Annotated in this window: 24 protein-coding genes; all 24 read right to left on the bottom strand. The window is 72.3% G+C overall.

What is annotated here, in order from left to right:
* Positions 1-20: 20 nt before the first annotated feature.
* The 24 genes from ACYVKX_RS00310 to hisS all read right to left on the bottom strand — a co-directional run bounded on the left by ACYVKX_RS00310 (position 21) and on the right by hisS (position 25,293).
* Positions 21-824: a DUF1206 domain-containing protein gene (locus ACYVKX_RS00310; protein WP_460828501.1), complete on the bottom strand. Its 804-nt coding sequence runs from the start codon at positions 822-824 to the stop codon at positions 21-23.
* Entirely contained in the window at positions 769-2,142 is a 1,374-nt protein-coding gene (locus ACYVKX_RS00315) for a dihydrolipoyl dehydrogenase family protein (RefSeq protein WP_460828502.1), read from the bottom strand. The genes ACYVKX_RS00310 and ACYVKX_RS00315 overlap by 56 nt, the downstream gene beginning before the upstream one ends.
* Before the next feature lie 4 nt (positions 2,143-2,146).
* Positions 2,147-2,554 (bottom strand): transcription antitermination factor NusB, encoded by a 408-nt coding sequence (gene nusB / locus ACYVKX_RS00320; RefSeq protein ID WP_460828503.1) that lies wholly within the window; start codon positions 2,552-2,554, stop codon positions 2,147-2,149.
* Positions 2,554-3,117, bottom strand: coding sequence for an elongation factor P (efp, locus tag ACYVKX_RS00325; RefSeq protein ID WP_460828504.1), 564 nt, complete (start codon positions 3,115-3,117; stop codon positions 2,554-2,556). Before efp ends, nusB begins: the two co-directional genes overlap by 1 nt.
* A gap of 130 nt (positions 3,118-3,247) precedes the next feature.
* Positions 3,248-4,033 (bottom strand): SIMPL domain-containing protein, encoded by a 786-nt coding sequence (locus ACYVKX_RS00330; protein ID WP_460828505.1) that lies wholly within the window; start codon positions 4,031-4,033, stop codon positions 3,248-3,250.
* Between the two features lie 173 nt (positions 4,034-4,206).
* Positions 4,207-4,635, bottom strand: a complete 429-nt coding sequence (locus ACYVKX_RS00335; RefSeq protein WP_460828506.1) for a type II 3-dehydroquinate dehydratase — start codon at positions 4,633-4,635, stop codon at positions 4,207-4,209.
* Positions 4,632-5,741: a 3-dehydroquinate synthase gene (aroB, locus tag ACYVKX_RS00340; protein ID WP_460828507.1), complete on the bottom strand. Its 1,110-nt coding sequence runs from the start codon at positions 5,739-5,741 to the stop codon at positions 4,632-4,634. Before aroB ends, ACYVKX_RS00335 begins: the two co-directional genes overlap by 4 nt.
* Complete coding sequence (locus ACYVKX_RS00345; RefSeq protein ID WP_460828508.1) at positions 5,741-6,274, bottom strand: shikimate kinase; 534 nt, start codon at positions 6,272-6,274, stop codon at positions 5,741-5,743. Before ACYVKX_RS00345 ends, aroB begins: the two co-directional genes overlap by 1 nt.
* Positions 6,271-7,449 (bottom strand): chorismate synthase, encoded by a 1,179-nt coding sequence (gene aroC, locus ACYVKX_RS00350; protein WP_460828509.1) that lies wholly within the window; start codon positions 7,447-7,449, stop codon positions 6,271-6,273. The genes ACYVKX_RS00345 and aroC overlap by 4 nt, the downstream gene beginning before the upstream one ends.
* A 40-nt stretch (positions 7,450-7,489) precedes the next feature.
* Positions 7,490-8,212 carry a prepilin peptidase gene (locus ACYVKX_RS00355; protein ID WP_460828510.1) on the bottom strand — a complete coding sequence of 241 codons (723 nt, stop codon included), beginning with the start codon at positions 8,210-8,212 and terminating at the stop codon, positions 7,490-7,492.
* Positions 8,209-9,027, bottom strand: coding sequence for a shikimate dehydrogenase (locus ACYVKX_RS00360; protein WP_460828511.1), 819 nt, complete (start codon positions 9,025-9,027; stop codon positions 8,209-8,211). Before ACYVKX_RS00360 ends, ACYVKX_RS00355 begins: the two co-directional genes overlap by 4 nt.
* On the bottom strand, positions 9,027-10,181 hold the full coding sequence (mltG, locus tag ACYVKX_RS00365) for an endolytic transglycosylase MltG (RefSeq protein WP_460828512.1): 1,155 nt from the start codon (positions 10,179-10,181) through the stop codon (positions 9,027-9,029). The genes ACYVKX_RS00360 and mltG overlap by 1 nt, the downstream gene beginning before the upstream one ends.
* On the bottom strand, positions 10,178-10,648 hold the full coding sequence (gene ruvX, locus ACYVKX_RS00370; RefSeq protein ID WP_460828513.1) for a Holliday junction resolvase RuvX: 471 nt from the start codon (positions 10,646-10,648) through the stop codon (positions 10,178-10,180). The genes mltG and ruvX overlap by 4 nt, the downstream gene beginning before the upstream one ends.
* A gap of 2 nt (positions 10,649-10,650) precedes the next feature.
* On the bottom strand, positions 10,651-13,320 hold the full coding sequence (alaS, locus tag ACYVKX_RS00375; protein ID WP_460828514.1) for an alanine--tRNA ligase: 2,670 nt from the start codon (positions 13,318-13,320) through the stop codon (positions 10,651-10,653).
* Positions 13,320-13,622 (bottom strand): DUF6167 family protein, encoded by a 303-nt coding sequence (locus ACYVKX_RS00380; RefSeq protein WP_460828515.1) that lies wholly within the window; start codon positions 13,620-13,622, stop codon positions 13,320-13,322. Before ACYVKX_RS00380 ends, alaS begins: the two co-directional genes overlap by 1 nt.
* Positions 13,619-14,116: a hypothetical protein gene (locus ACYVKX_RS00385; protein WP_460828516.1), complete on the bottom strand. Its 498-nt coding sequence runs from the start codon at positions 14,114-14,116 to the stop codon at positions 13,619-13,621. The genes ACYVKX_RS00380 and ACYVKX_RS00385 overlap by 4 nt, the downstream gene beginning before the upstream one ends.
* 197 nt (positions 14,117-14,313) lie before the next feature.
* Positions 14,314-15,663 (bottom strand): replication-associated recombination protein A, encoded by a 1,350-nt coding sequence (locus ACYVKX_RS00390; protein ID WP_460828517.1) that lies wholly within the window; start codon positions 15,661-15,663, stop codon positions 14,314-14,316.
* A 17-nt stretch (positions 15,664-15,680) separates the two neighbouring features.
* A complete protein-coding gene (locus ACYVKX_RS00395; RefSeq protein WP_460828631.1) occupies positions 15,681-16,787 on the bottom strand; it encodes an ABC transporter ATP-binding protein in 1,107 nt (368 codons plus the stop codon).
* Positions 16,788-16,927: 140 nt separating this feature from the next.
* Positions 16,928-17,977, bottom strand: a complete 1,050-nt coding sequence (locus ACYVKX_RS00400; RefSeq protein ID WP_460828518.1) for an ABC transporter ATP-binding protein — start codon at positions 17,975-17,977, stop codon at positions 16,928-16,930.
* A 13-nt stretch (positions 17,978-17,990) separates the two neighbouring features.
* Positions 17,991-19,007: an ABC transporter permease gene (locus tag ACYVKX_RS00405; protein ID WP_460828519.1), complete on the bottom strand. Its 1,017-nt coding sequence runs from the start codon at positions 19,005-19,007 to the stop codon at positions 17,991-17,993.
* 190 nt (positions 19,008-19,197) lie between these two features.
* Positions 19,198-20,937 (bottom strand): ABC transporter substrate-binding protein, encoded by a 1,740-nt coding sequence (locus ACYVKX_RS00410; RefSeq protein WP_460828520.1) that lies wholly within the window; start codon positions 20,935-20,937, stop codon positions 19,198-19,200.
* 97 nt (positions 20,938-21,034) lie between these two features.
* Positions 21,035-22,036: an ABC transporter permease gene (locus tag ACYVKX_RS00415; RefSeq protein WP_460828521.1), complete on the bottom strand. Its 1,002-nt coding sequence runs from the start codon at positions 22,034-22,036 to the stop codon at positions 21,035-21,037.
* 132 nt (positions 22,037-22,168) lie between these two features.
* Positions 22,169-23,956, bottom strand: coding sequence for an aspartate--tRNA ligase (gene aspS / locus ACYVKX_RS00420; RefSeq protein ID WP_460828522.1), 1,788 nt, complete (start codon positions 23,954-23,956; stop codon positions 22,169-22,171).
* A complete protein-coding gene (gene hisS / locus ACYVKX_RS00425) occupies positions 23,953-25,293 on the bottom strand; it encodes a histidine--tRNA ligase (RefSeq protein WP_460828523.1) in 1,341 nt (446 codons plus the stop codon). Before hisS ends, aspS begins: the two co-directional genes overlap by 4 nt.
* Positions 25,294-25,295: the final 2 nt, after the last annotated feature.

A 25,295-nucleotide genomic window follows, 5' to 3' on the forward strand; every position in this document is an offset into this window, starting at 1 on the left:
TCCCCGCGGGTCACACCCGGCTACTCGCCGAGGTGGCGCGCGCGAGCGAGCGTGAACAGCCCGAAGCAGGCCAGGCCGAGCCCGATCGCGCAGAGCAGGACCGAGCCGAACGGCATGTCGAGCACCTCGAACAGCGCCTGGTCGAGACCGCCGGACTTCTGCGCGTCGTGGGTGATCGCGGCGTAGCCGAACAGCCCACCGATGATCGCGAACGCGACGCCGCGGGCGGCGCAGCCGACCTTGCCGAACCAGAGGTACGCCGTGCCGGTGGCTCCGCTGCGGCCCTCGTGGTCGAGCTCCTCGGCGTACTTGTCGGTCCAGGCGCGGTAGACCTCGTAGCCGCCGTACCCGACGATCCCGAGGGCGACCAGGCCGACGAGCAACTGGCCGCCGGGCAGGTCCATCAGCTGCGCGGTCCATGCCTCCTCGCCCTTGCCCGAGGAGCCGGCGCCGATCGCGACCTTGACGCCGCTGACGCCGATCACCGCGTAGACGATCGCCTTGCCGGCCGCCTGCGCGCGGTCCTTCAGGTCGTTCTCGGTGAACGCGGCGATCGCCTGCCAGAGCGCGAGGAGGAACAGCCCGAGCGCGACGATCCACACCAACACCGCGCCGAGCGGCTGCTGGGCGAGCTCGCGCAGGGCACCGGTGCTGGAGGGCTTCCCCTCGCGGTCGCCGAGCGCGAGCTGGACCGCCAGCCAGGCGATCGTCAGGTAGACGATCGCGAGCGCGACGTACCCCGCGCGGCCGAGGTGCTTCAGGCGGTCCTCACCCGAGGTCGGCGAGGGCGGACTCGACCGCTCGGTGGAAAGTCGGGTACGCATAGATCATCGACCTCAAGGTGGCGACGGGGACCTCCGCGTGGACCGCGACGGCCAGGAGGCCGAGGATCTCGCCGCCCGCGGGCCCCACCGCGGTCGCTCCCACGAGGACCCCGCGATCGGCGTCCTCGACCACCTTGACCAGCCCGTGCCCGCCCGGGCCGTGCATGAAACCGCGCGAGGAGCTGGCCAGGTCCGTGCTCCCCGTGCGCACGGTGAGGCCGGCGTCGCGGGCCTGCCGCTCGGTCATCCCGACCCCGCCGACCTCGGGGTCGGTGAAGGTGACGTGCGGCACCGCGTGGTAGCGCGCCGGCTCGCCGCCCTGCCCGAGGATGTCGCGCAGTGCGACCGCGGACTGGTACATCGAGACGTGCGTGAACGCGCCGTGCCCGGTCACGTCGCCGATCGCCCAGAGCCGCTCCCCCGCGCGCAGCCACTCGTCCACCGCGAGCGTCCGCGCGGCCGGGTCGAACCCGACGGCCTCCAGGCCGAGGTCGTCGAGGTTCGGCGTCCGGCCGGCCGCCACGAGCAGCTTGTCGGCGGCCAGCTCCTCGCCGGTCTGCAATACCAGCGCAAATGCGCCGTCAGTGCACTCCGCCCGGCTGAGCTCGACCCCGGTGAGGACGCGGATGCCCTCCCGGACGAACACCTTCTCCAGCAGCTCGCCGGCCTCCGGCTCGTCGGCCGGCAGCAGCCGCGGGCCGTGCTGGACGACGGTCACCCGGACCCCGAACCGCGCGAACACCTGCGCCAGCTCGCAGCCGATCGGCCCGCCGCCGAGCACGACCAGGGAGCCCGGCAGCTCGGTGCGGCGGACCGCGTCGCGGTTGGTCCAGTACGGCGTGCCCGCGAGCCCGTCGACCGGCGGCACCGCCGGCCGGGTGCCGGTGTTGAGCACCACGCCGCGGCGCGTCGTGTACTGGATCGTCTCGCCGGCGACGTCCACCGAGACCGCGCCGACCCCGGTCAGCCGGGCCAGCCCGTGGTGCACGGTCGCGCCCGCGTCGGTGAGCCGGTCGACCGCGATCGTGTCGTCCCAGTGGGTGGTCGCGTCCTCGTCGATGCGGCCGGCCACCACCGACCAGGCCGGCTCGACGGTCGCCTCGCCCGCGACGGCCGGCGCGCGGCGTACCTCCGCGATCAGGTCGCTGCCGCGCACCATCATCTTGGTGGGGACGCAGCCGTAGTAGGGGCACTCGCCGCCGACCAGGTGCCGGTCGACGGCGACCACCTCGAGGCCGGCCTGCGCGGCGCCGCTGGCGAGGGCCTCGCCGCCGGGTCCGAGTCCGATGACGACGAGGTCGACCTCACGAGCGCTCATGCACTCAGACTAGAGAGTCCCTGTTCCTCAGGATCGCGCCGAGCACGCCGTTCACGAACTGTGGCGACTCGTCGGTGGAGAGGTTCTGCACCAGCGCCATCGCCTCGGACACCGCGACCGCGCCGGGCACGTCGCCGGCGTACAGCAGCTCCCAGGTGCCGAGCCGCAGCACGTTGCGGTCGACCGCGGGCATGCGCGACAGCGTCCAGCCCTCGGCGTACGACGCGATCACCTCGTCGATCCGCGCCCGATGCTCCTCCACCCCGCGCACGATCACCGCGGTGTAGTCGTTGGTCGGGCCCTGGCCCTCGGCGTACGCCCGGTCGAGCGCCGCGATCGCCGCCTCGCCGCGCAGCTCCGAGGCGTAGAGCAGGTCCAGCGCCCGCTTGCGGGCCTTGGAGCGAGCGGCCACTATGCCTTCACGCGGCCCATGTAGGACGAGTCGCGGGTGTCGACCTTGACCTTCTCGCCCTGGTTGATGAACAGCGGCACCTGGATCTCGTGGCCGGTCTCCAGCGTGGCCGGCTTGGTGCGGCCGGTGGCCGAGTCGCCGGCGAGGCCGGGCTCGGTGAAGGTGATGACGAGCTCGACCGAGGCCGGCATCTCGATGAACAGGACGCGGCCTTCGTTCGTGGCCACGACGGCCTCCTGGTTCTCCAGGAGGAAGTTGGCGGCGTCGCCGACGATGTCGGGGCCGACCTCGAGCTGCTCGTAGGAAGAGACGTCCATGAAGACGTACGACGTGCCGTCGTTGTAGAGGTACTGCATGGTGCGGCGGTCGACCGTGGCGGTCTCGACCTTGGTGCCGGCGTTGAAGGTCTTGTCGACGGTCTTGTTCGACTCGACGTTCTTCAGCTTGGTGCGCACGAACGCCGGACCCTTGCCGGGCTTGACGTGCTGGAACTCGACCACGGACCAGAGCTGGCCGTCGAGGTTGAGCACCATGCCGTTCTTGAGGTCGTTCGTGGTCGCCATGCGCGCGTGTCAGCCTTCGTGGGTCGGGAGAGGATCCGGGCAGCGCGCAACTCTATCGGCTGGACCCACCCCCGGCAGAATCCGGCCGAGCATCCGGCCGAGCATCCGGCAGAGTCCGGCCGGCCACCGGCTACCCGAGCGCCCAGACGATCTTGACCGTGACCGAGCCCTTCTCCTTGCCGGCCCGGATCGGCAGCGCCTTGCTGTAGGCCGCCGAGGACAGCGCGTCCCGAGTCGCGTAGACCGGCGTCGGGACCGGCTTGGCCCGCACCTCCTGGAGGGTGAGCACGTCGCCGAGGGACTGGCCGGACGCCTCGGCGTACTGCTCGGCCTTGGCGGTCGCCTCAGCGACGGCGGCGTCGCGGGCCTTCGCCATCACCGCGGACTCATCGCCGACCAGCAGCCGCAGGCCGCCGACCCGGACGTCGTTGCCGCCCGCGTCGACCGCGGCGGACACCGCGGCGCCGCCCTCCTTCAGGTCGCGCACGAGGACGCTCGCGCGCTGGGTGACCCGGTAGCCGGTCAGCACCGGCGGGGCGTAGGAGCTGTAGTCGTACACCGGGCTCATCGACAGCCCGGTCGTCTGCACGTCGCCGCGGGCCACGCCCTGGTCGGCGAGGACGCCGAGCACCCGGTCCATGGTGGCGCTGGCCGCCGAGAGCGCCTCGTCGAGGTCGGTCCGCTTGAGCGTGACCGCGAGGTCGAAGGAGAGCTGATCGGGTACGGCGGTCGCCTCGCCGGTCCCGGTCATGGTCAGCTGCCGCGGCGTACCGCCGGGCTCGGACTGCTGCTCGGCCGCCTGGGCGGGTACTCCCCCGCCACTCCCGCCGCCGAGGAGGTAGGCCACCACGAGGGCCAGGGCCACCAGGGCCGCCACCAGGATGCTGCGCACGCTCACCGTCACGTTCCCGTTCATGGCGGCTCGGACGGGGGCCGCCTCCACTCGGTTCCCCCGGTGAGGGCCGAGTCGGCGCATCTTGCCCGCTGCGAACCCGCGACTCGGCGCATCTTGCCCGCTGCCCTGTGGAGAAGCCGGGCAAGTCACGCCGACTCGGCACTCCACGGCGAGCAAGACGCGCCGAGTCGGCGTCAACCGCGGGCGAGGAGCTCGAGGGCCATCCGGTAGCCGTCGACGCCGTGGCCGGCGATCACCTCGACGGCGTACGGCGTGACGACGGAGGTGTGCCGGAACTCCTCGGGGCGCTGGTGGGGGTCGGAGATGTGGACCTCCACCAGCGGAGCGGTCAGCTGGGCGCAGGCGTCGAGGAGGGCATAGGAGTAGTGCGTCCACGCGGCGGCGTTGAGCACCACCGGGTTGCCGTCGTCGGCGGCGGCATTGAGCCAGTCGAGCAGCTCGCCCTCGTGGTTGGTCTGGCGCACCTCGACGTCGAGGCCGAGCCCCCGGCCCCACTCCACGCACTGGTGGGCGAGCTCGGCGTGGGTGGTGTGCCCGTAGATCTCCGGCTGCCGGCGGCCGAGCCGGCCCAGGTTGGGACCGTTGAGGACCAGGACCCTCACCTCGTGCCGCCGATCGCCGCGTAGGCGTCGCGCAGGTCGACGACGGACGGCCCGGCGAGCACGGTCGGGACGGCGAGGTCCGCGAGCACGACGAACCGCAGCTGCGAGCCGCGCGCCTTCTTGTCGATCCTCATCGCCTTGTGCAGGTCGTCGAAGGACGCCTTGGCGTACGTCGTCGGCAGCCCGACCCGCGCGAACGCCTGGTGGTGCCGCTCCACCACCTCCGGGGCGAGGGTGCCGGCGCGGGCGGCCAGCTCGGCGACGTACACGCACCCGATCGCGACGGCCTCGCCGTGGCGGATCCGGTAGTTCTCGGTGCGCTCGATCGCGTGCGCCATCGTGTGGCCGTAGTTGAGGATCTCGCGGCCGGGGTGGCCGTCGGTGCCGCCGGTCTCCTTGAGGTCGGCGGTGACCACGTCGACCTTCACCCGGATCGCCCGCTCGACCAGCTCGCGGAGCACCGCGGAGTCGGCGTTGATCGCGCCGGCGTCGTGGTCGTCGACCAGGTCGAGGATGGCGGGGTCGGCGATGAAGCCGCACTTCACGACCTCGCCGAGCCCGGCGACCAGCTCGGCGCGCGGCAGCGAGCGGAGCATGGACAGGTCGCACAGGACGCCGGAGGGCTCGTGGAAGGAGCCGACCAGGTTCTTGCCGCCGCGCGTGTTGATGCCGGTCTTGCCGCCGACCGCCGCGTCGACCATGCCGAGCAGCGTGGTCGGCACGTGCACGACCCGCACGCCGCGCAGCCAGGTCGCGGCCACGAAGCCGCCGAGGTCGGTGGTCGCGCCGCCGCCGAAGGCGACGATCGCGTCGGAGCGGGTGAAGCCCGCGTCGCCGAGCGCCTCCCAGCACGACACGGCGACCGCGGCCTTCTTCGCGCGCTCGCCGTCGGGGATGGGCAGCACCATCACGTCGTACGCCGCCGCGAGCGAGTCGAGCACCGGGTTGACCAGCTCCGCCAGCACGTCGGAGAAGACGACCGCGACCCGCTGTACCCCGACGCCCAGCATCTGGGGCAGCCGGTCGGCCAGGTCGTGGCCGACCACGACGTCGTACGGCGACGCGCCGGCCACCCGCACGACGGTGTCCCTCGCCTTCCGCGCCATCAGCCCCTCTCCTCCATCGGCCCCTCCATCTGCCGAGCCTTCCTCGCCAGCGTCGCCGCGATCTCCTCCGCGACATCCTCCGGGCTGCGTCCGTCGGTGTCCACGACCAGGGTCGCGACCGACTCGTAGACCGGGGTGCGCTCGTCCATCAGCGCCTTGACCCGGCCGCGGACGTTGCCGAGCAGCATCGGACGGGAGGTACCCAGCCCGACACGTTTCACCGCATCGGCGAGGCCCACGCGCAGGAAGACCACGTCGTGGCCGGCGAGCAGGTCGCGGGTGCCCGGGTCGAGCACCGCACCGCCACCCACCGCGAGGACGCCGTCGTGCTCGGCGATCGCCGCGGCGACCGCCGTACGCTCCAGGGCGCGGAACGCGGCCTCGCCGTCGTCGACGAAGATCTCCGCGATCGCGCGGCCGGCCGCCGCCTCGACGTCGTGGTCGGTGTCGCGCACGGTCGTGCCGAGCCGCGCGGCCAGCAGGCCGGCGACCGTGGTCTTGCCCGCCCCCATCGGGCCGATGAGGACGATCATCGGTAGCGCAGCGTGTCCAGGTAGCCCTCGGCGTTGCGCCGGGTCTCGGCCACCGAGTCGCCGCCGAACTTCTCCAGCACGGCGTCGGCCAGCACCAGCGCCGCCATCGCCTCGGCCACGATCCCGGCGGCCGGGACCGCGCAGACGTCGGAGCGCTGGTGGTGGGCGGCCGCCTCCTCGCCGGTGGCGACGTCGACGGTGCGCAGCGCGCGCGGCACGGTCGCGATCGGCTTCATCGCGGCCCGCACCCGCAGGATCTCGCCGGTCGACATGCCGCCCTCGGTGCCGCCGGAGCGGCCGCTCACGCGGCGGATGCCCTCGTCGGTCGGCACGATCTCGTCGTGCGCGAGCGAGCCCGGGGTCGCGGCGAGCTCGAAGCCGTCGCCGACCTCGACCCCCTTGATCGCCTGGATGCCCATGAGCGCGCCGGCCAGCCGCGAGTCGAGCCGGCGGTCCCAGTGGACGTGCGAGCCGAGGCCGGGCGGCAGCCCGTGGACGACCACCTCGACGACGCCGCCGAGCGTGTCGCCGTCCTTGTGGGCCTGGTCGATCCGCTCGACCATCCGCTTGCTGGTCTCGGCGTCGAGGCAGCGCACCTCGTCGGCGTCGAGGCGCGCGACGTCGTCCGGCTGCGGCCACGCCCCGGCCGGCGCGCGTACGCCGCCCAGCTCGATGACGTGGGAGACGATCCGGGCGCCGACGGCCTGCTCGAGGAAGCCCGACGCCACCCGGCCGAGCGCGACCCGGGCCGCGGTCTCGCGGGCGGAGGCGCGCTCGAGGATCGGGCGGGCGTCGGCGAAGTCGTACTTCTGCATGCCGACCAGGTCGGCGTGGCCCGGCCGCGGCCGGGTGAGCGGGGCGTTGCGCGCGAGCGCCTCGAGCTCGACGGGATCGACCGGATCGGCCGCCATCACCTGCTCCCACTTGGGCCACTCGGTGTTGCCGACCTCGATGGCGACCGGGCCGCCCTGGGTCTCGCCGTGGCGGACGCCGCCGACGAAGGTGACCTCGTCCCGCTCGAACTTCATCCGCGCCCCGCGCCCGTAGCCGAGCCGCCGGCGCGCGAGGGCGTCGGCGATGTCGTCGGACGTGATCCGGACGTGGGCGGGCAGCCCCTCCAGGATCGCGACCAGGGAGGGGCCGTGGGACTCGCCCGCGGTCAGCCAGCGCAGCATGGGGTCAGTCTTTCACGAGGGTTCCGGTGGGATTTCACCGTCATCCCCCGACGAGACGCGTCCAGACCGGGTCGCCGAGCACCACCCCGGCGAGCGCGCCGGCCAGCAGGAACGGCCCGAAGGGGTAGGCCGCCTTGAGCACCCGGCGGTCGCGGCGGAGCACCGCGACGACGAGACCCGGCACCGCGAAGACCAGGAACGCCCCGTAGATCCCGACCAGGAGCTCGGGCCAGCCCAGGTAGCCCAGGGCGAAGCCGAGCACGGCGGAGAGCCGGACGTCGCCGTACCCCAGGCCGGGCGGGTGGATCCACCACAGCGCGTAGAACAGGCCGAACACCACGGCGGCCGCGACTCCGGCGCGGACGAGGGCGTCGGGGTCGCGCTCGAGGTACGCCGTGAGGCAGCCGAGCAGCACGACGCCGACGAGCGCCGGCCAGACGACGGCCGTGGGCAGCAGCCGGGTGCGCAGGTCGACCACCGCGAGCCCGACGCCGACCGGCACCAGCGGCAGCAGGTAGAGCAGCGGCCACGCCATCCCCACGCCGAGACCGACCAGCGCCCCGGCGACCAGGCAGAGCGCGACCGCGACGGGGCCCAGGCCCGGCGCGGCCGCGATGGAGCGGTACGAGGGCTTGGGGTGGTCCCCGTGATCGGCAGGGTCCGGCGCGGGCTCGGGGATCCGGCCGATCAGGCCCGGGACGAGGAGGCCGGCGGCGGCGCACCCGGCCGCGCCGAGCGCGACCGCCGCCGGGTCGACGCTCACCCCGCCGCCCGCCGGGCGGCGAGCTCCCGCTCGCCCGCGGCGCGCATCGCCTCGAGCGGCCCGGGTACGCCGGTGAACAGCTCGAACTGGAGGACGGCCTGGTGCACGAGCAGGTCCAGGCCGCTCACGAGCACCCGGTCACCGGTCACGGACGCCGCGAGCGGGGTCGGCCAGGGGTCGTAGATCACCTCGAAGACCACCGGCGCGACGGCGCAGCGGGCGACCAGCCCGGGGTCCTGCGCGGCGACCGGGATCGTCGAGACGACGACCTCGCCGGCCACCTCGCCGCCGGCGAGCGGCAGCACCTCGACGTGCGGCCCCGACGGGTGCGCGGCGATGACGTCGACCGTCTCCCCGGCCCGCTCGGGCGCGCGGGCGAGCAGCCGGACCGAGGTGGCGCCGAGCTCGCAGAGCGCCAGCCCGGTGGACGCGGCGGTCGCGCCCCCGCCGAGCACGGTCCCCGCCGTGACCGGCCCGTCGTAGCGCTCCCGCACCGCCGCGACCGCGCCGGGCAGGTCGGTGTTGTCGGCCAGCGCAATTGCGCCGTTATGGCAGATCAGCGTGTTCGCCGACCCGGCGATCCGGGCGCGGTCGGTGACCTCCGCGGCCAGCGCGAGCGCGCGCCGCTTGAGCGGCATGGTCAGCGACAGGCCGCGCCAGTCGGGGCCGAGGCCGCCGAGGAAGTCGGCCAGCCCGTCCTCGGGCACCCGGACGGCGTCGTACTCCCAGTCCAGCCCGGTGGCGGCGTACCCCGCCCGGTGCAGGGCCGGCGACAGCGAGTGGCCGATCGGGTCACCGAGGACCGCGCAGCGCATCAGCAGGCATCCGAGGTCTCGCAGTAGGCATCGAGCTCCTGGGTGAAGCCGAGGAACTCCTGGTAGTCGTCGGTGAACTTGGTCTCGCCGGTGCGCAGGTTGACCGTGACCCAGAACAGCCAGTTGCCCTCGGCGGGCTTCAGCGCCGCCTGGATCGCGGCGTCGCCCGGCGCCTCGATCGGGGTCGGCGGCAGCCCGGGGTACTTCCGGGTGTTGTACGGCGAGTCGACCGCGAGGTCCTCCTCGGTCAGCGCGACGCCGAGGTTGCGGCCGAGCGCGTAGTTGACCGTGGCGTCGATCTGGAGCAGCCCGTTGGTGATGCCGTTGTCGGGGTTCTCGAGCCGGTTGTAGATCGCCCGGGCGATCTTCGGCATGTCCTGGCCGCGCCCCTCCGCCTCGACCAGGCTGGCGACCGTCATGACCTCGGCCGGGGTGTAGTCGAGCGCCGCGGCGCCGGCCTCGAGGTCGTTGTCCTCCGCGGCCTGCCGCCAGCGGTCCACCATCGCGGTGAGCATCTGCTTGGGCGTGGCGTCCGGGCCGAAGTCGTAGGTCGCGGGGAAGAGGTAGCCCTCGGGGTTGCCGCCGGCGTAGTCGGGCAGGCCGAGCTGGTCGGGGTTGTCGAGGACCCGCTGGAACGCCTTCGCGGGGTAGTCGGTCTCCTTGGCCAGGAGCTTGACCGTGTCGACCACCCGGAGCCCCTCGGGGACGGTCACCGTCGCCGTGACCATGTTGGCCGGGTCGACCAGGACGGCGACGGCGTCCGCGGCGGCCATCTCCTTGCGGAGCTGGAAGTAGCCGGCCTGGAGGTTGGCCCAGTCGGGGTTGCCGTTGGCGGCCGTGACGAACGCGTCCACCGACGCCACCACGCCCGCCTCCTTGAGCCGGCGGCCGATCGAGGCGGCCGAGTCGCCGCTCTCGACCTCGAAGGTGACCTGGCCGCGGCCGGGTCCGTCGTAGTCGGGCGCGGACTGGAACTGCTCCTGGACCTTGTCGATGCCCCAGGTGATCCCGAAGTAGAGGCCCCCGACGATCGCCGCCAGCGCCACCAGCACCGCCAGGCAGCCGGGCAGGCTGCGGCGCCTCTTGGCCCGGCGGCGCCCGGGCTCGCCGACCGGATCCTCTCCGGTCAGGGTCAGGTCGTGCTGGTCCGTCATGCGGTCTCCTCGACGATCTCGCCCGGTGCGGTCCCCGTCGTACGCTCGGCGTCCAGGGCGTGCTGCAGGATGAGGACGGCGGCAGCCTGGTCGACCACGGCACGCCGTCTGCCCCCCGTGCGGCCCTGGTCGCGCAGCATAGCCTCCGCGGAAACCGTGGTCATCCGCTCGTCGACCAGCCGCACCGGCACCGGTGCGACCCGCCGGGCCAGCGCGCCGGCGAACTCGCGCACCTTCGCTGCGGCCGGGCCTTCGCGCCCCGAGAGCGAGCGCGGCAGCCCGACGACGACCTCCACCACCGTCGAGTCGGCCTCCTCCTCGGTCAGGATCGCGGCGATCCGGGCGAGGTCGCCCCGGCCGCGCCGGACCGTCTCGACCGGGGTCGCGAGGAGCCCGGACGGGTCGCTGCGCGCGACCCCGATCCGGGCGTCTCCGGGGTCGATGCCGAGGCGTACGCCGGGGCGCAAGCTCAGCCTCCGACCCGGCCGACCTCGGCGGTGACGACTGCGAGCGCCTCGTCGATCCGCGTGGTGTCGGTGCCGCCACCCTGCGCGACGTCGGCCTTGCCGCCGCCCTTGCCGCCGACCAGCGGGCCGACCGCGCGGACCAGGTCGTTCGCGCTCAGCCCGCGGGCCTGCGCCTCCTCGTTGAGCGCGGCGACCACGGAGACCTTGCCGTCCGCGGCGCCGACCACGACCACCACGCCGGGCTCGCCCTGCGGCAGCCGGCCGCGGACGTCGAGCGCGAGCGTGCGGACGTCGCCTCCGCCCGCGCCGTCGGCGCGGTGCGCCACCACGTTGACCGGTCCGACCTTCGCCGCCCCGGCCGCGAGCTCGCCGCCGGCGGCCAGCAGCCGGCCGAGGCGGACCCTCTCGATCTCCTTCTCGGCCGCGCGCAGCCTCTCGACGATGTCGTTGACCCTCTCGGGCAGCTGCTCCGGGCGCACCTTGAGCGCCTCGGACAGCTGGTTGACCAGCACGTGCTCGCGGGCGAGGAAGCGGTAGGCGTCGCTGCCGACCAGCGCCTCGACGCGGCGCACGCCCGAGCCGATCGAGGACTCGCCGAGCAGCTTGATCACGCCGAGCTTGCCGGAGCTGCCCGCGTGGGTGCCGCCGCACAGCTCGCGCGCCCAGTCGCCGACGGAGACGACACGCACCTGGTCGCCGTACCTCTCGCCGAAGAGCGCCATCGCGCCCGAGGCGACCGCCTCCTGCTGGGTCATGATCTGCGCGTGCACGGCGAGGTCGTCGAGCACCACGTCGTTGACCCGGGCCTCGACGTCGGCCAGCACCGACGGCGGCACCGCGCCGGTGGCGGAGAAGTCGAACCGGAACCGGCCCGGCGAGTTCTCCGAGCCCGCCTGGGTCGCGGTTTCGCCCAGCGCCTCGCGGAACGCCTTGTGCACCATGTGGGTGGCGGTGTGCGACCGCGAGATCGAGCGCCGGCGCTCCAGGTCGACCGCCGCGTGCGCACCGAGCCCCGCAGCGACCTCGCCCTCGACGACCTTCGCCTTGTGCACGATCAGCCCGGTGACCGGCGACTGCACGTCGTACACCTCGAGCCGGGCGCCGTTCGTCAGCTCGATGACGCCCTGGTCGGCGAGCTGACCGCCGCCCTCGGCGTAGAACGGCGTGCGGTCGAGCACGACCTCGACCAGCTCGCCCGGTCCGGCCGAGCGGACGACGCCGCCGTCGGCGACGATGCCGCGCACGGTGCCCTCGTCGGCGATCACGTCGTAGCCGGTGAACTCCACCGGGCCGCCCATCGTGTCCGCGACCTCCCGGTAGGCCGAGGCGTCGCGGTGCTGGCCCCTCTTGGCGCGGGCGTCGTCCTTGGCACGCTGCCGCTGCTCGCCCATCAGCCGGCGGAAGCCGTCCTCGTCGACGGCGAGACCCTGCTCGGCCGCCATCTCGAGGGTCAGGTCGATCGGGAAGCCGTAGGTGTCGTGCAGCGCGAACGCCCGGTCGCCCGAGAGCGTGCCGCCGCCGGACCGCTTCACCTCGGTGGCGGCCAGGTCGAAGATCTGGGTGCCGGCGCGCAGGGTCTGGCGGAACGCCTGCTCCTCGGCGTACGCGACCGTGGAGATCCGCTCCCAGTCCCGGTGCAGCGCGGTGTAGGTCTCGCCCATCTTGTCGCGGCTGATCGGGAGCAGCTCGGGCAGCGCCGGGTCGTCGTAGCCGAGCAGGCGCATCGAGCGGACCGCGCGGCGCAGCAGCCGGCGCAGCACGTAGCCGCGCGCCTCGTTGCCCGGCGTGACGCCGTCCGCGATCAGCATCATCGAGCTGCGGACGTGGTCGGCGACGACCCGGAACCGGACGTCGTCGTGGGGGTCGGCGCCGTACCGGCGGCCGGTGAGCTCCTGGGCCTTCTCGATCACGGGGAACATCACGTCGATCTCGTACATGTTGTCGACGCCCTGGAGCAGGAACGCGACCCGCTCGAGGCCCATGCCGGTGTCGATGTTCTTCTTCGGCAGCGAGCCGGCGATGTCGAAGTCCTCCTTGGACCGCACCGCCGACAGCTCGTCCTGCATGAAGACGAGGTTCCAGAACTCCAGGTAGCGGTCCTCGGCCGAGAAGTCGCCGTCGGGTCCGTACGCCGGGCCGCGGTCGATGAGGATCTCCGAGCACGGTCCGCCGGGGCCGGGCACGCCCATCGACCAGTAGTTCTCCTTGGGGCCGAGGCGGATGATCCGCTCGTCGGGCAGGCCGGTGACCTTCCGCCAGAGGCCGAGCGCCTCGTCGTCGCCGTCGAGGATCGACGGGTAGAGCCGGCTCTCCGCGAGGCCGAAGCCGCCGTCGGCGATCGGCTTGGTGACCAGCTCCCAGGCGAGCTCGATCGCGCCCTCCTTGAAGTAGTCGCCGAAGGAGAAGTTGCCGCACATCTCGAAGAACGTGCCGTGCCGGGTCGTCTTGCCGACGTCCTCGATGTCAGGGGTCCGCACGCACTTCTGCACGCTGGTCGCGCGCGGGTACGGCGGCGTCTCCTGGCCGAGGAAGTACGGCTTGAACGGCACCATGCCGGCGTTGACGAACAGCAGGTTCGGGTCGTCGAGCAGCAGCGATGCGGACGGCACCGGGGTGTGGCCGTGCGACTCGAAGTGAGCCACGAACCTCCGGCGGATCTCCGCGGTGTCCATCAGGTGCTGCCTTCCTCGGTGGTCGGGCCTTCGGTGGTCGAGCCTGTCGAGACCGCCCGGTGGCGGCCCCCGGTCAGCTGCGGGGCTCCATGAGGCACGAGCCCGAGCTTCTCGCGCAACTCCGACTCCTTGTCGGCCCGGCCCTGCGCCACCTCGTCGCGGAGCATCCGCGCGCCCAGCCCGAGTGCGCCGACGCGGTCCTTGAGCCCCTCGACGGTGAGCGCCTCGGCCGCGCGCCGGCCCCGGACCATCACGTAGACGGCGGTCCCGGCCCCGGCGACGAACCAGAGCCCGCGCCTCATGCCGCCGCGTCCTCGGCGCGCTGGCGCGCCTCCCACTCCCGCCGGGCCTGGCGGGTGTCGGCCCTGCGCTGCCTGCGCGCCCGCCGGACCTCGCGCCGCATCTCGAAGCGGATCCGGTTGCGCGTCTCGGGATCCATCGCCCGACGTACGCCGTGCGCGAGCGAGGCCGCCTTGACGACCGTCTCGCGCAGCACCAGGTCGGCGAAGAGCGCCCCGCCGACCTGCGGCGTCGGCCGCGGCTCGGGCCCGTCCGCGCGCTCACGCTCGCCGAGGTCGGTGATGACGAACTCCGTCTCGCGATGCGGCTCCGGACGATCCAGCCTCCGCAGCACCTCCTCGAGCTGCGCCCGCAGCGCGGCGGTCTCGGCCCGTGCGGTCGCGACCTCGCGGTCGGTGCGGGACCGGGCGCGCAGCAGCGCGACGCCGAGCGCCAGCGCGACCAGCGCCAGCCCCACGGCCGCCGCGGGCCCGATCCAGCCCTGCCAGTCCTGCATGGTCCCCGACCCTATCGCGGCCCCCCTCACCAGGGTCCGCCGACTCGGCGCGTCTTGCCCACCAGAGACCGCCGACTCGGCGCAAGTTGCCCACCCGGTCCACAGCACCCGGGCAAGTTGCGCCGACTCACGCCCTCTCCGCGGGCAAGTTGCGCCGACTCACGCCCTCTCCGCGGGCAAGATGCGCCGAGTCGGCGTCAGTCGCCGCGGATCAGCCGGCGGACCCGCTCCCAGCGCTCCCTGATCGCGGCCTCGGCGCCCAGCGAGGTGGGCTGGTAGTACTCGCGGTCGAGGAGGACGTCGGGGGCGTACTGCTGCTCGGCGATCCCGAACGGCTCGTCGTGGCTGTACTTGTACGTCGCACCGTGGCCGATCCGCTTCGCCCCGGCGTAGTGGGCGTCGCGCAGGTGCGGCGGGACCTGGCCGATCCTGCCGGCGCGCACGTCGGCGATCGCCGCGCCGATGGCGGTGGTGACCGCGTTCGACTTGGGCGCGACGGCCAGCGCGATGGTCGCGTGCGCGAGGGTCAGCTGCGCCTCGGGCATGCCGATCAGCTGGACGGTCTGGGCGGCGGCGACCGCGGTCTGGAGCGCGGTGGGGTCGGCGAGGCCGACGTCCTCCGAGGCCAGGATCATCAGCCGACGGGCGATGAAGCGCGGATCCTCCCCCGCCTCGATCATCCGCGCGAGGTAGTGCAGCGCGGCGTCCGCGTCGGAGCCGCGCACCGACTTGATGAAGGCGCTCACCACGTCGTAGTGCTGGTCGCCCTGCCGGTCGTAGCGGACCGCGGCGCGGTCGACGGCGGTCTCGGCGGTCGCCAGGTCGACGGCGTCCAGCCCCTGGGAGGCGGCGGCACCGGCCGCGGCCTCCAGATAGGTGAGCGAACGGCGGGCGTCGCCGCCGGCGAGCCGCACCAGGTGCTCCAGCGCCTCGTCGTCGACCTTCATCGCTCCGGCAAGGCCGCGCTCGTCGGCCAGCGCCTGGGCGAGCACCGCCCGCACGTCGTCGTCGGTGAGCGACTCCAGGCGCAGCAGCAGGCTGCGCGAGAGCAGCGGCGAGATCACGCTGAAGAACGGGTTCTCCGTGGTCGCCGCGATCAGCGTGACCCAGCGGTTCTCCACACCCGGCAGCAGCGCGTCCTGCTGGGCCTTGCTGAACCGGTGCACCTCGTCGACGAACAGCACCGTCTCCCGGCCGCCCGCGACCAGCTCGGCGCGGGCGGCGTCGATCGCGGCCCGCACCTCCTTGACGCCCGCCGAGACCGCGGACACCTCGACGAAGCGGCGGTCGGTCTGGTTGCTCACGATCGACGCGATCGTGGTCTTGCCGGTGCCCGGAGGTCCCCACAGCAGCAGCGACATCGCCTGGTCGCCCTCGACCAGCCGGCGCAGCGGCGAGCCGGGCGCGCGCAGCTGCTCCTGCCCGACGAGCTCGTCGAGCGTCCGCGGCCGCATGCGTACGGCGAGCGGCGCCGACGCGTGGGTGTTCGCGTTCAGCGAGCCGCCCCCGACCCGCGGGCCGGGGGCGTCGAAGAGTCCTTCGTCCACCCGCTCAGGCTAGGCGGTCACGCCGACGCCATCGTCTTGCGGCTCAGGTCGAACCAGCTGTCGGCGTAGCCGGGGTCGTTGCCGAGCGCCGGGCTCGGGGTGGCACCGGGGTCCGGCGTACCGCTGTCGTCCACGCCGAGCAGGGAGGCCGTGACCGGCCGCTCGGGGTGGCGGCCCAGCTCGCCCGCGAAGTGGCACGCGACCTTGTGCCGCCGGCCGATCTGCAGCAGCGGGGGCTCGACCCGGGCACAGATCTCCTGCGCCAGCGGGCAGCGGGTGCGGAACCGGCAGCCGGACGGCGGGTTGATCGGGCTCGGTACGTCGCCCTGCAGCCGGATCCGCTCGCGCCGCCCGCCGATCGCCGCCTGCTTCACGTCGGGCACCGCGGAGAGCAGCGCCTGGGTGTAGGGGTGGTTCGGCCGGTTGTAGAGCGTGTCCCGGTCGCCGATCTCGACGATCTTGCCGAGGTACATGACCGCGACCTCGGGGCAGAAGTGCCGGACCACGGCCAGGTCGTGCGCGACGAACAGGAACGAGATGCCGAACTCGTCCTGCAGGTCCTGGAGCAGGTTGATCACCTGCGCCTGGATGGACACGTCGAGCGCGGAGACCGGCTCGTCGGCGACGAGCAGCTTCGGCTGCAGGGTCAGCGCGCGGGCGATGCCGATGCGCTGGCGCTGGCCGCCGGAGAACTCGTGCGGGTAGCGGTTGTAGTGCTCGGGGTTGAGGCCCACGATCTCGAGCAGCTCCTGCACGCGCGGCAGGATCTGGTCCTTCGGCACGACCTTGTGGATCGCCAGCGGCGCCCCCACGATCGAGCCGACGGTGTGCCGCGGGTTCAGTGAGGTGTACGGGTCCTGGAAGATCATCTGGATCTCCCGGCGCAGCGGCTTCAGTCCGCGGGCGGACGTCTTGGCGATGTCCTTGCCCTCGAAGCTGATCTGGCCGCTGGTGGGCTCGTACAGGCGGGTGATCATCCGGCCGGTGGTCGACTTGCCGCAGCCGGACTCGCCGACGAGGCCGAGCGAGCCGCCCTTCGGGACCTGGAACGAGACCCCGTCGACGGCCTGCACGTGGCCGATCGTGCGGCGCACGACGCCCGAGGACCTCACCGGGAAGTACATCCGCAGGTCGCGGACCTCGAGGATCGGCGGCGCGTCCGGGTCCAGCTCGGCCGCGGCGTGGCCCTCGACGGTCGGGATCGGTACGGCGTCGTCCGGGACGGTCGCGTCCCCGGCCGGTCGCGGGCCCTCGTGTGGCGTGGTCATCGCTCCTCCACCAGGTCCGGCGCGATCTCGGGCAGGACCTCTCGTTCGAACACGACATCGGGGTTGGCGAGGTGGCACCGCTTGAGGTGCGTCTCGGAGCGGGAGCCGGGGGCCAGCTCGGGCAGGACGGTCGTGCAGAGGTCGCCGGGCACCTTGTCGCGGTGCGGGCACCGCGGGTGGAACGCGCAGCCGCTCGGCGGGGTGAGCAAGCTCGGTGGGTTGCCCGGGATCGGGATCAGCTGCGCCGACGTGTCGCCGGTGACGTCCGGGACGCTCGAGAGCAGGCCCCAGGTGTAGGGCATCTCCGGGTGCGTCAGGATCTCCTTGGTCGTGCCGTACTCGACGGCCCGGCCGGCGTACATCACCAGGACGTCGTCGGCGGTCTCGGCGACGACGCCCAGGTCGTGGGTGATGATGATGATCGCGGACTCGAACTCGCGCTGGATGTCCTGGAGCAGGTCGAGGATCTGCGCCTGCACCGTCACGTCCAGGGCGGTGGTCGGCTCGTCGGCGATGATCAGGCTGGGGTCGTTGATCAGCCCCATCGCGATCATCGCGCGCTGCCGCATACCACCGGAGAACTGGTGCGGGTAGTCGTCCACCCGGCGATCCGGCTGCGGGATGCCGACCCGGTCGAGCATCTCGATGGTCCGGGTGCGGGCGGCCCTCCTGCTGACGTCGTGGTGGATCCGGTACGCCTCGGCGATCTGGTTGCCGACCGTGTAGTACGGGTGCATCGAGGACAGCGGGTCCTGGAAGATCATCGCCACCTCGCGGCCGCGACGCTTGCGCATGTCCTCGTCAGACAGCGTCAGCAGGTCGGTGCCGTCGAGCAGGATCCGGCCGCTGACCTGCGCGTTGGTGCCGCGGTGCAGCCCCATGATCGCGGAGCTGGACACGGACTTGCCCGAGCCCGACTCGCCCACGATGCCGAGGGTCTTGCCCTTCTCGACCGTGTACGAGAGGCCGTCGGTGGCCTTCACGACACCGTCGACGGTCGGGAAGTGGACCTTGAGATCCTCCACCGACAGGAATGCGTTGCTCATCCGCGTTCTCCCTCTAGCCCAGCCGGACGCGCGGGTCGATGACGGCGTACAGGATGTCGACGACGACGTTGGCGACGATCACGAAGGTCCCGGTCAGGATCACCAGGCCGACCAGCGTCGGCAGGTCGTCGGCGCTGTAGGCCTGGAGCGCGATCACGCCGAGGCCGTTGTAGGCGAACACGTTCTCGGTGATCAGCGCGCCGGCCATCAGCGCCGCGAAGTCCAGGCCGATCATCGTGACGAGCGGGGTCAGCGCGGCGCGCAGCGCGTGCTTGGTGATCAGCACCCGCCCCTTGACGCCCTTGGCCTTCGCCGTGCGGATGTAGTCCTCGCTCAGCGACTCCAGGACGTAGGAGCGCGTGATACGGACGTAGCCGGCGAGGTAGAGCAGGGCCAGGGTGAGCGCCGGCAGGAGCAGCGCCGACAGCCAGCCGAAGAAGCCGCCGTCGGCGATGGTCTGGTACGCCGGATAGTCGACCAGCTTCCATCTGATCGCCACGTAGATGATGAGGAACTTGCCGATGAAGAACGACGGGAACGCATAGGCGACCAGCGTCAGGCCGACCAGCCCGCGATCGAGGAAGGAGCCCTTGGTCATCGCGGCCAGGATGCCGAACAGCACGCCGCCGAGGACCCACATGACGACCGCGACCAGCGCGATGGAGGCGGTGATCGGCAGGGCGTTGCCGATGATCTTGTTGACCGTCTGCTGGTTGACGAACGAGAAGCCCAGGCAGGGGGCCTTGCAGTCGGTGACCAGGTTCGGGTTCTTCTCGCGCAGTTGCTCGTCGGCGGGGTACTGCCGGCCCTGCACGACGCCCCCGAGGAAGTCGGTCCACTGGGTGATCCACGGCTTGTCGTAGCCCAGGGCGATCCGGGTCTGCGCGATCTGCTCCTCGTTGCAGTTCTTCCCGCACGCCTGCTTCGCCGGGTCGGACGGGACCGCGAAGAACAGGACGTAGGTGACGAACGTCAGCGCGAGGATCAGGAGCAGGCCCATCAGCAGGCGCCTGACGGTGTAAGCGATCACCGGATGCTCTCGATTCAGGTGGAGGACCAGCCCGGGTGAGGCCGGGGTGTGGCGGACGGCCCGGGCGCGCGGTGGCGCACCCGGCCCATAGTGGCACGTGGTGAGGCCGGGTGGGCGGTGCGAGCACCGCCCACCCGGCTCGGGTACTGCTGTCCTACGTCACGCTAGGTGGAGCTCGGCGAGCCGAGCCTCACTGCTGCACGCCGATGGCACCCAGGTCGGGGTACATCGAGGTGGACGGGGTGATCATGTAGCCGGTCACCTTGGAGCCACGCACGTAGTAGTTCTTGAGGATGTAGAGCGGGATGTAGGCGACGTCGGCGCCCAGCTGGGCGTCGGCCTCCTGCAGGAACCCGTTCTGCTCGTCGATGCTGGTCGCGTTCGCGGCCTTGTCGACGAGCGCCTCGAAGGCGTCGCTCTGGTAGCAGCCGTAGTCCTGGCCACACGTGGTGGACGAGAAGTTCGGGCGGCTGTCGAACAGCGGCGGCAGGACCGTCATCGCGGACGGCCAGTCGGCGCCCCAGCCGGCCAGCATCACGTCCGACTCCTTCTCCGGCTTGGAGATGACGTCGTAGTAGGTGTCGGTCAGCGGGTCGAGCGTGGTGTCGAAGCCGGCCGCGTCCCAGTTCTCCTTCAGCACCGCCGCGATCTGGTCGTTCGTGTCGCTCTTGGCATAGGTGAAGGTGATCGGGTACGGCGTCTCGACGCCCGCGTCGGCGAGGAGCTGCTTGGCGGCGTCGACGTCACCCGCGGACGGGAGGTCGGCGAACGCCGGGTTGGGCTGGTAGCTCGCGACGCCGCTGTTGACGATCGAGTCGGCGCGCTCGGCGGCGAACTCGCCGCCGCGGGCCTTGACGACACCGTCGAGGTTGATGGCCGCGGCCAGCGCCTGGCGGACCTTGACGTCGGTCATGGTCTTCATGTTCGGCACCAGGTAGAAGTTGTACGGCGAGCTGGTGTTGACCGCGCGGTCGGCGACCGGGCCCTGGATCCGGCTGAAGCGGGTCGGCGGGATGTTCGGCGCGCCGACGGCGTACTTGTCGTTGCCGCTGTCGGCGATGAGGCGGTCGATGATCAGCTCGATCGAGGTGTCGGACGGGTTGATCTGGTACTCGATGGTGTCCGGCAGCGCCTTGCGGAGCTGCGGGTCGTCGGTCGCGGGGTCGTACGCGTCGTTGCGGACCAGGGTCGCGCCCTTGTTCTTGTCCCAGACGCCGCCCTGGACCTTGTAGGGCCCGTTGGAGAGGACCTTCCAGGTCGACTTCGCGCCCTCGTCGAAGGACTTCTTGTACGGGTCCATCATCGACAGGCCGGCGACGGCCAGCGGGAAGTCGGCCCACGGCTTGTTGAAGTTGTAGGTGATGGTCTTGCCGTCGCATTGGATGGCCTTGTCGAACGCGGCCTGCTGCGCGGCGGTGGCCTCGTACGGGCCCGGGTAGTCCTTCACGTCGAGGTAGCTCAGGATGTAGTTCGGGCCACCGGTGATGAGGTCGTTGGCGAACACCCGCGAGGCGCCGTAGCGGAAGTCCTCACAGGTGATGTCGCTGCCGTCCTCCCACTTCACGCCGTCCTTGATCGTGAAGCTCCACGAGGTGGCGTCCGCGTTCTTGGTGCCGGTGTCGGTCGCCAGGTCGGGGACCGGCGTGGCGGCCTCCTTCTCGTCCTCGGTGATCGGGAACGCGACCAGGCCGCGGTAGATCGTCCGGCGGTAGTTCGCGAGCTCGAGGCCGTAGTAGATCCGCTGCGGGTCGGCGCTCTCGAAGGGGTAGTGCTGCAGGTAGTACAGCGTGCCGCCGGCCTCGGCGGCGCCGCCGTCGCTGGAGGGCGAGGACGGCGGGGGCGAGTTGTCGCTGCCGCCACAGGCAGCCAGACCCAGAGCCAGCGACGCAGCCGCACCCACGGCGAGCATCCGCTTCAGATAGTTGGGCATTGCTTCTCCTTCGGTGTGTGACACGCCAGGCAAGTGGCGGCACCTGCGACGGCGTTGTGCCGTCGACAACTGGGGTGGTCGCTCGCGACGAGCGGGGTCAACGATCGGCCTTGGGGTCGAGGGCGTCGCGCAGGCCGTCGCCGAGCAGGTTGAACGAGACGACGATGATCGCGATCAGCGCGGCCGGCGCGAAGAAGAACACGAAGTCGCCGTCCGCGTAGCTCAGCGAGTAGGACAAGATGTTGCCGAGCGTCGGGGTCGGCGGCTTGATGCCGACGCCCAGGAAGCTCAGCGCCGCCTCGGCGGAGACGAAGACCGGCATGTAGAGCGTGAACGTGATCAGGATCGGGGCCCACAGGTTCGGCAGGATCTCACGGAAGTAGATCCGCCACCGCGAGGCGCCGATCATCCTGGCCGCCTCCACGAACTCGCGCTCCCGGATCGAGAGCACCTGACCGCGGATCAGCCGGCTGACACTGGGCCAGCCGAACAGGCCGAGGACGGCGGTGACGTAGACCGCGTTCGCGAGGTCGCCGGCGGGGATCTTCAGCTTGTCGGTGATGAAGGCGAGGCCGAGACTGGCGAGCGCCAGCACCATCAGCGTCTGCGGGAACGACAGGGTGAGGTCGGTGAGCCGGCCCAGGACCGCGTCGGTCTTGCCGCCGGCGGCACCGCTGACGATGCCGATGACGACCCCGAGTCCGATCGAGATGATCGTCGCCGTGAGCGCGATGCCGAGGGAGAAGGTCAGGCCGTACCAGAGCCGCGCCAGCGTGTCGCGGCCGATGCCGGGCTCGACGCCGAGCAGGTGGTCCCACGAGATGCCGCCCCAGGCTCCGATCGGGACGGTGTTCGGCCCGATCAGGTCCTGGTTGGTCTTGTAGGGGTCGAGCACCCCGAACTTGACCAGGAACGGCGCGGCGATGGCGGCGGCGACGTAGGCCACCACGAACCCGAGCGCCACCATCGTGAGCCTGTCGCGGCGCAGCCGCCCCATGGCGAGCTGGAACGGCGACTTGCCCTCGATCGCCGCGGCGGGGGCGCCTTCTGCCGACACCACCCCGGCGCTGACGGCGCCGTGGGTCTCGAGGTCGCTCATGCACTGCCTTTCGACGACGGCTCTCACACAACATCGGTACCACGGCGGGCGCCGGGCGCGCTCGCGACTCTATGTCACAAGTCCGCGCACGTCGGTCACCCGGACGTAACGATCTGGTCTCGGCCGACGAGCCTACCGTCCCGCCGATCGGGCCGCGACAGACGGATCTTCCTCCGGGCGGGCGTCCACGCCCGCCTCCTTCCGCTGCTGCGGCGTGATCGGCGCAGGAGCTGCGGTGAGTGGGTCGAAGCCGCCGCCCGACTTCGGGAACGCGATCACGTCCCGGATCGAGTCGCTGCCGGCGAGCAGCGCCACGATCCGGTCCCAGCCGAAGGCGACGCCGCCGTGGGGCGGCGCGCCGTACTTGAACGCCTCGAGCAGGAAGCCGAACTTCTCCTCCGCCTCGGCCTCGTCGATGCCCATGACCGCGAAGACCCGCTTCTGCACGTCCTCGCGGTGGATCCGGATGGAGCCGCCGCCGATCTCGTTGCCGTTGCAGACGACGTCGTAGGCCCAGGCGAGGGCGCTGCCGGGGTCGGCGTCGAAGGCGTCGAGGTCCTGCGGGCTGGTGAAGGCGTGGTGGACGGCGGTCCAGGCGCCGCTGCCGACCGCGACGTCGCCGGCCGCGGTCGCCTCGTCGGCCGGCTCGAAGAGCGGGGCGTCGACGACCCACAGGAGGCTCCACGCGCTCTCGTCGATCAGGCCGCAGCGGCGGCCGATCTCGAGGCGGGCGGCGCCGAGCAGCGCCCGGCTGGGCTTCACGGCGCCGGCGGCGAAGAAGACGCAGTCGCCCGGCCTCGCGCCGACGTGGGCGGCCAGGCCGGCCTTCTCCTCGTCGGTGATGTTCTTGGCCACCGGGCCGGTCAGCTCGCCGTCCTCCTGGACCAGCACGTAGGCCAGGCCCCGGGCACCGCGCTGCTTGGCCCACTCCTGCCAGGCGTCCAGCTGCTTGCGCGGCTGGCTCGCTCCCCCGGGCATCACGACCGCGCCGACGTACGGCGCCTGGAACACTCGGAACGGCGTACTCGAGAAGAACGCGGTGCACTCGACGAGCTCCTGGCCCATCCGCAGGTCCGGCTTGTCGGAGCCGTAGCGGGCCATCGCCTCGGCGTAGGTCATCCGCGGCAGCGGCGTCGCGACGTCGTGGCCGACCAGCCTCCAGAGGGCGACCAGGATCTCCTCGGCGACCGCCAGGACGTCGTCCTGCTCGACGAAGCTCATCTCGAGGTCGAGCTGGGTGAACTCCGGCTGCCGGTCGGCCCGGAAGTCCTCGTCGCGGTAGCACCGCGCGATCTGGTAGTAGCGCTCCATGCCGGCGACCATCAGCAGCTGCTTGAACAGCTGCGGGCTCTGCGGCAGGGCGTACCAGCTGCCCGGCTGCAGGCGCGCGGGCACGAGGAAGTCGCGGGCGCCCTCCGGGGTGCTCCGGGTGAGGGTCGGGGTCTCGATCTCGACGAAGCCGTGCCGGTCGAGCACGTCGCGCGCGGCCCTGTTGACCTTGCTGCGCAGGCGGATCGCGTGGTTGGGGCCGGATCGGCGCAGGTCGAGGTAGCGGTGCCTGAGCCGAGCCTCCTCACCGACGTCCACGTGCTCGCTGATCGGGAACGGCAGCGGCGCCGCGGCGCCGAGCACCTCGACGTCGGTCGCCACGACCTCGATCTCGCCGGTGGCGAGGTGGGGGTTCTCGTTGCCCTCCTTGCGCAGGGTCACCTCGCCGGTGACCTTGAGGCAGTACTCCGCCCGCAGGTGGTGGGCGACGGCCTCGTCGCGGATCACGACCTGGACGACGCCGCTCGCCTCGCGCAGGTCGATGAAGGCGACGCCGCCGTGATCGCGCCGGTTGGCCACCCATCCCGCGAGGGTGACGGTCCGGCCGGCATGCTCGGCGCGCAGGGCGCCGGCGTCCTGGGTGCGGATCACTGCTCTGTCTCCTTGACCTGGATCGTGACCTGCGGTCGCAGGTCGTCGGCGGGCGGGGTCCAGGCCGCGGGGTCGGCCGCGACCTGGTCGCCGGACCGGATGTCCTTGACCTCCCCCTGGTCCGGGAACCAGACGTAGGGGATGCCCCGGCGCTCGGCGTACCGGATCTGCTTGCCGAACCGCTGCGCGCTCGCGGCCACCTCGCACGCGATGCCCCGCGCGCGCAGCGCGGTCGCGACGGCGTCGCTGGCGGGCCGGCTCTCCTCGTCGGCCAGCGCGACCAGCACGGCGCTCGGCACCTTGCGGTCCGAGCTCAGCAGGCCGCGGCTCATCAGCGGCAGCAGGGATCGGCTGATGCCGAAGGAGATGCCGACCCCGGGGTAGGTGCTGCGGCCGTCGGAGGCGAGCGCGTCGTAGCGCCCTCCCCCGCCGACGGACTTCAGGAACTCGAAGCCGACCATGTGGATCTCGAAGACCGTGCCGGTGTAGTAGTCCAGGCCGCGCGCGAGGCTGAGGCTGGCCTCGACCTCGAACCGGTCGCCGCGGACGCCGGCGCAGCCCTCGATCACCGCGGCGAGCTCGGCGAGGCCGGTGTCGAGCAGCTCGTGCTCGACCCGCAGCTCGCGGACCCGCTCGACGAACGACGTGTCGGCCGTGGCGATCCGCGCGAGGGCGAGGCACTGCCGGACCTGCTCGTCGTCGAGGCCGGCGTCGCGACCGAGCAGCGCGGCGACGTCCTCCTCGGGGAGCTTGTCGAGCCTGTCGACGATCGTGATGACCGCCTGCGGGTCCGCCGCGCCGATGCCGCGGTAGAAGCCCTCGATCAGCTTGCGGTTGTTGACCCGCAGCCGCAGCGGCGGCAGCGGCAGGCCGGAGAGCGCCTCCGCCATCACCCGGGCGACCTCGACGTCGAAGTGGAAGGGCAGCTCGTCCTTCATCACCACGTCGATGTCGGCCTGGGTGAACTCGCGGTAGCGGCCCTCCTGCGGCCGCTCGCCGCGCCACGCCTTCTGGATCTGGAACCGGCGGAACGGGAACTCCAGCCGGCCGGCGTTCTCCAGCACGTAGCGGGCGAAGGGAACAGTCAGGTCGAAGTGCAGTCCCATGCCCGAGTCGTCGCCAGCCTCGTGTGCCTGCAACCTCCGCAGGACGTAGACCTCCTTGGACGTCTCGCCCTTGCGGAGCAGCTGGTCCATCGGCTCGACGGCGCGGGTCTCGATGCCGGCGAAGCCGTGCAGCTCGAAGGTACGGCGCAGCGCGTCGATCACCTGCTGCTCGACGAAGCGCTGCTCGGGCAGCAGCTCGGGGAACCCGCTGAGCGGGGTCGGCTTGCTCAAGG

The sequence above is a fragment of the Nocardioides hungaricus genome (assembly GCF_054782915.1).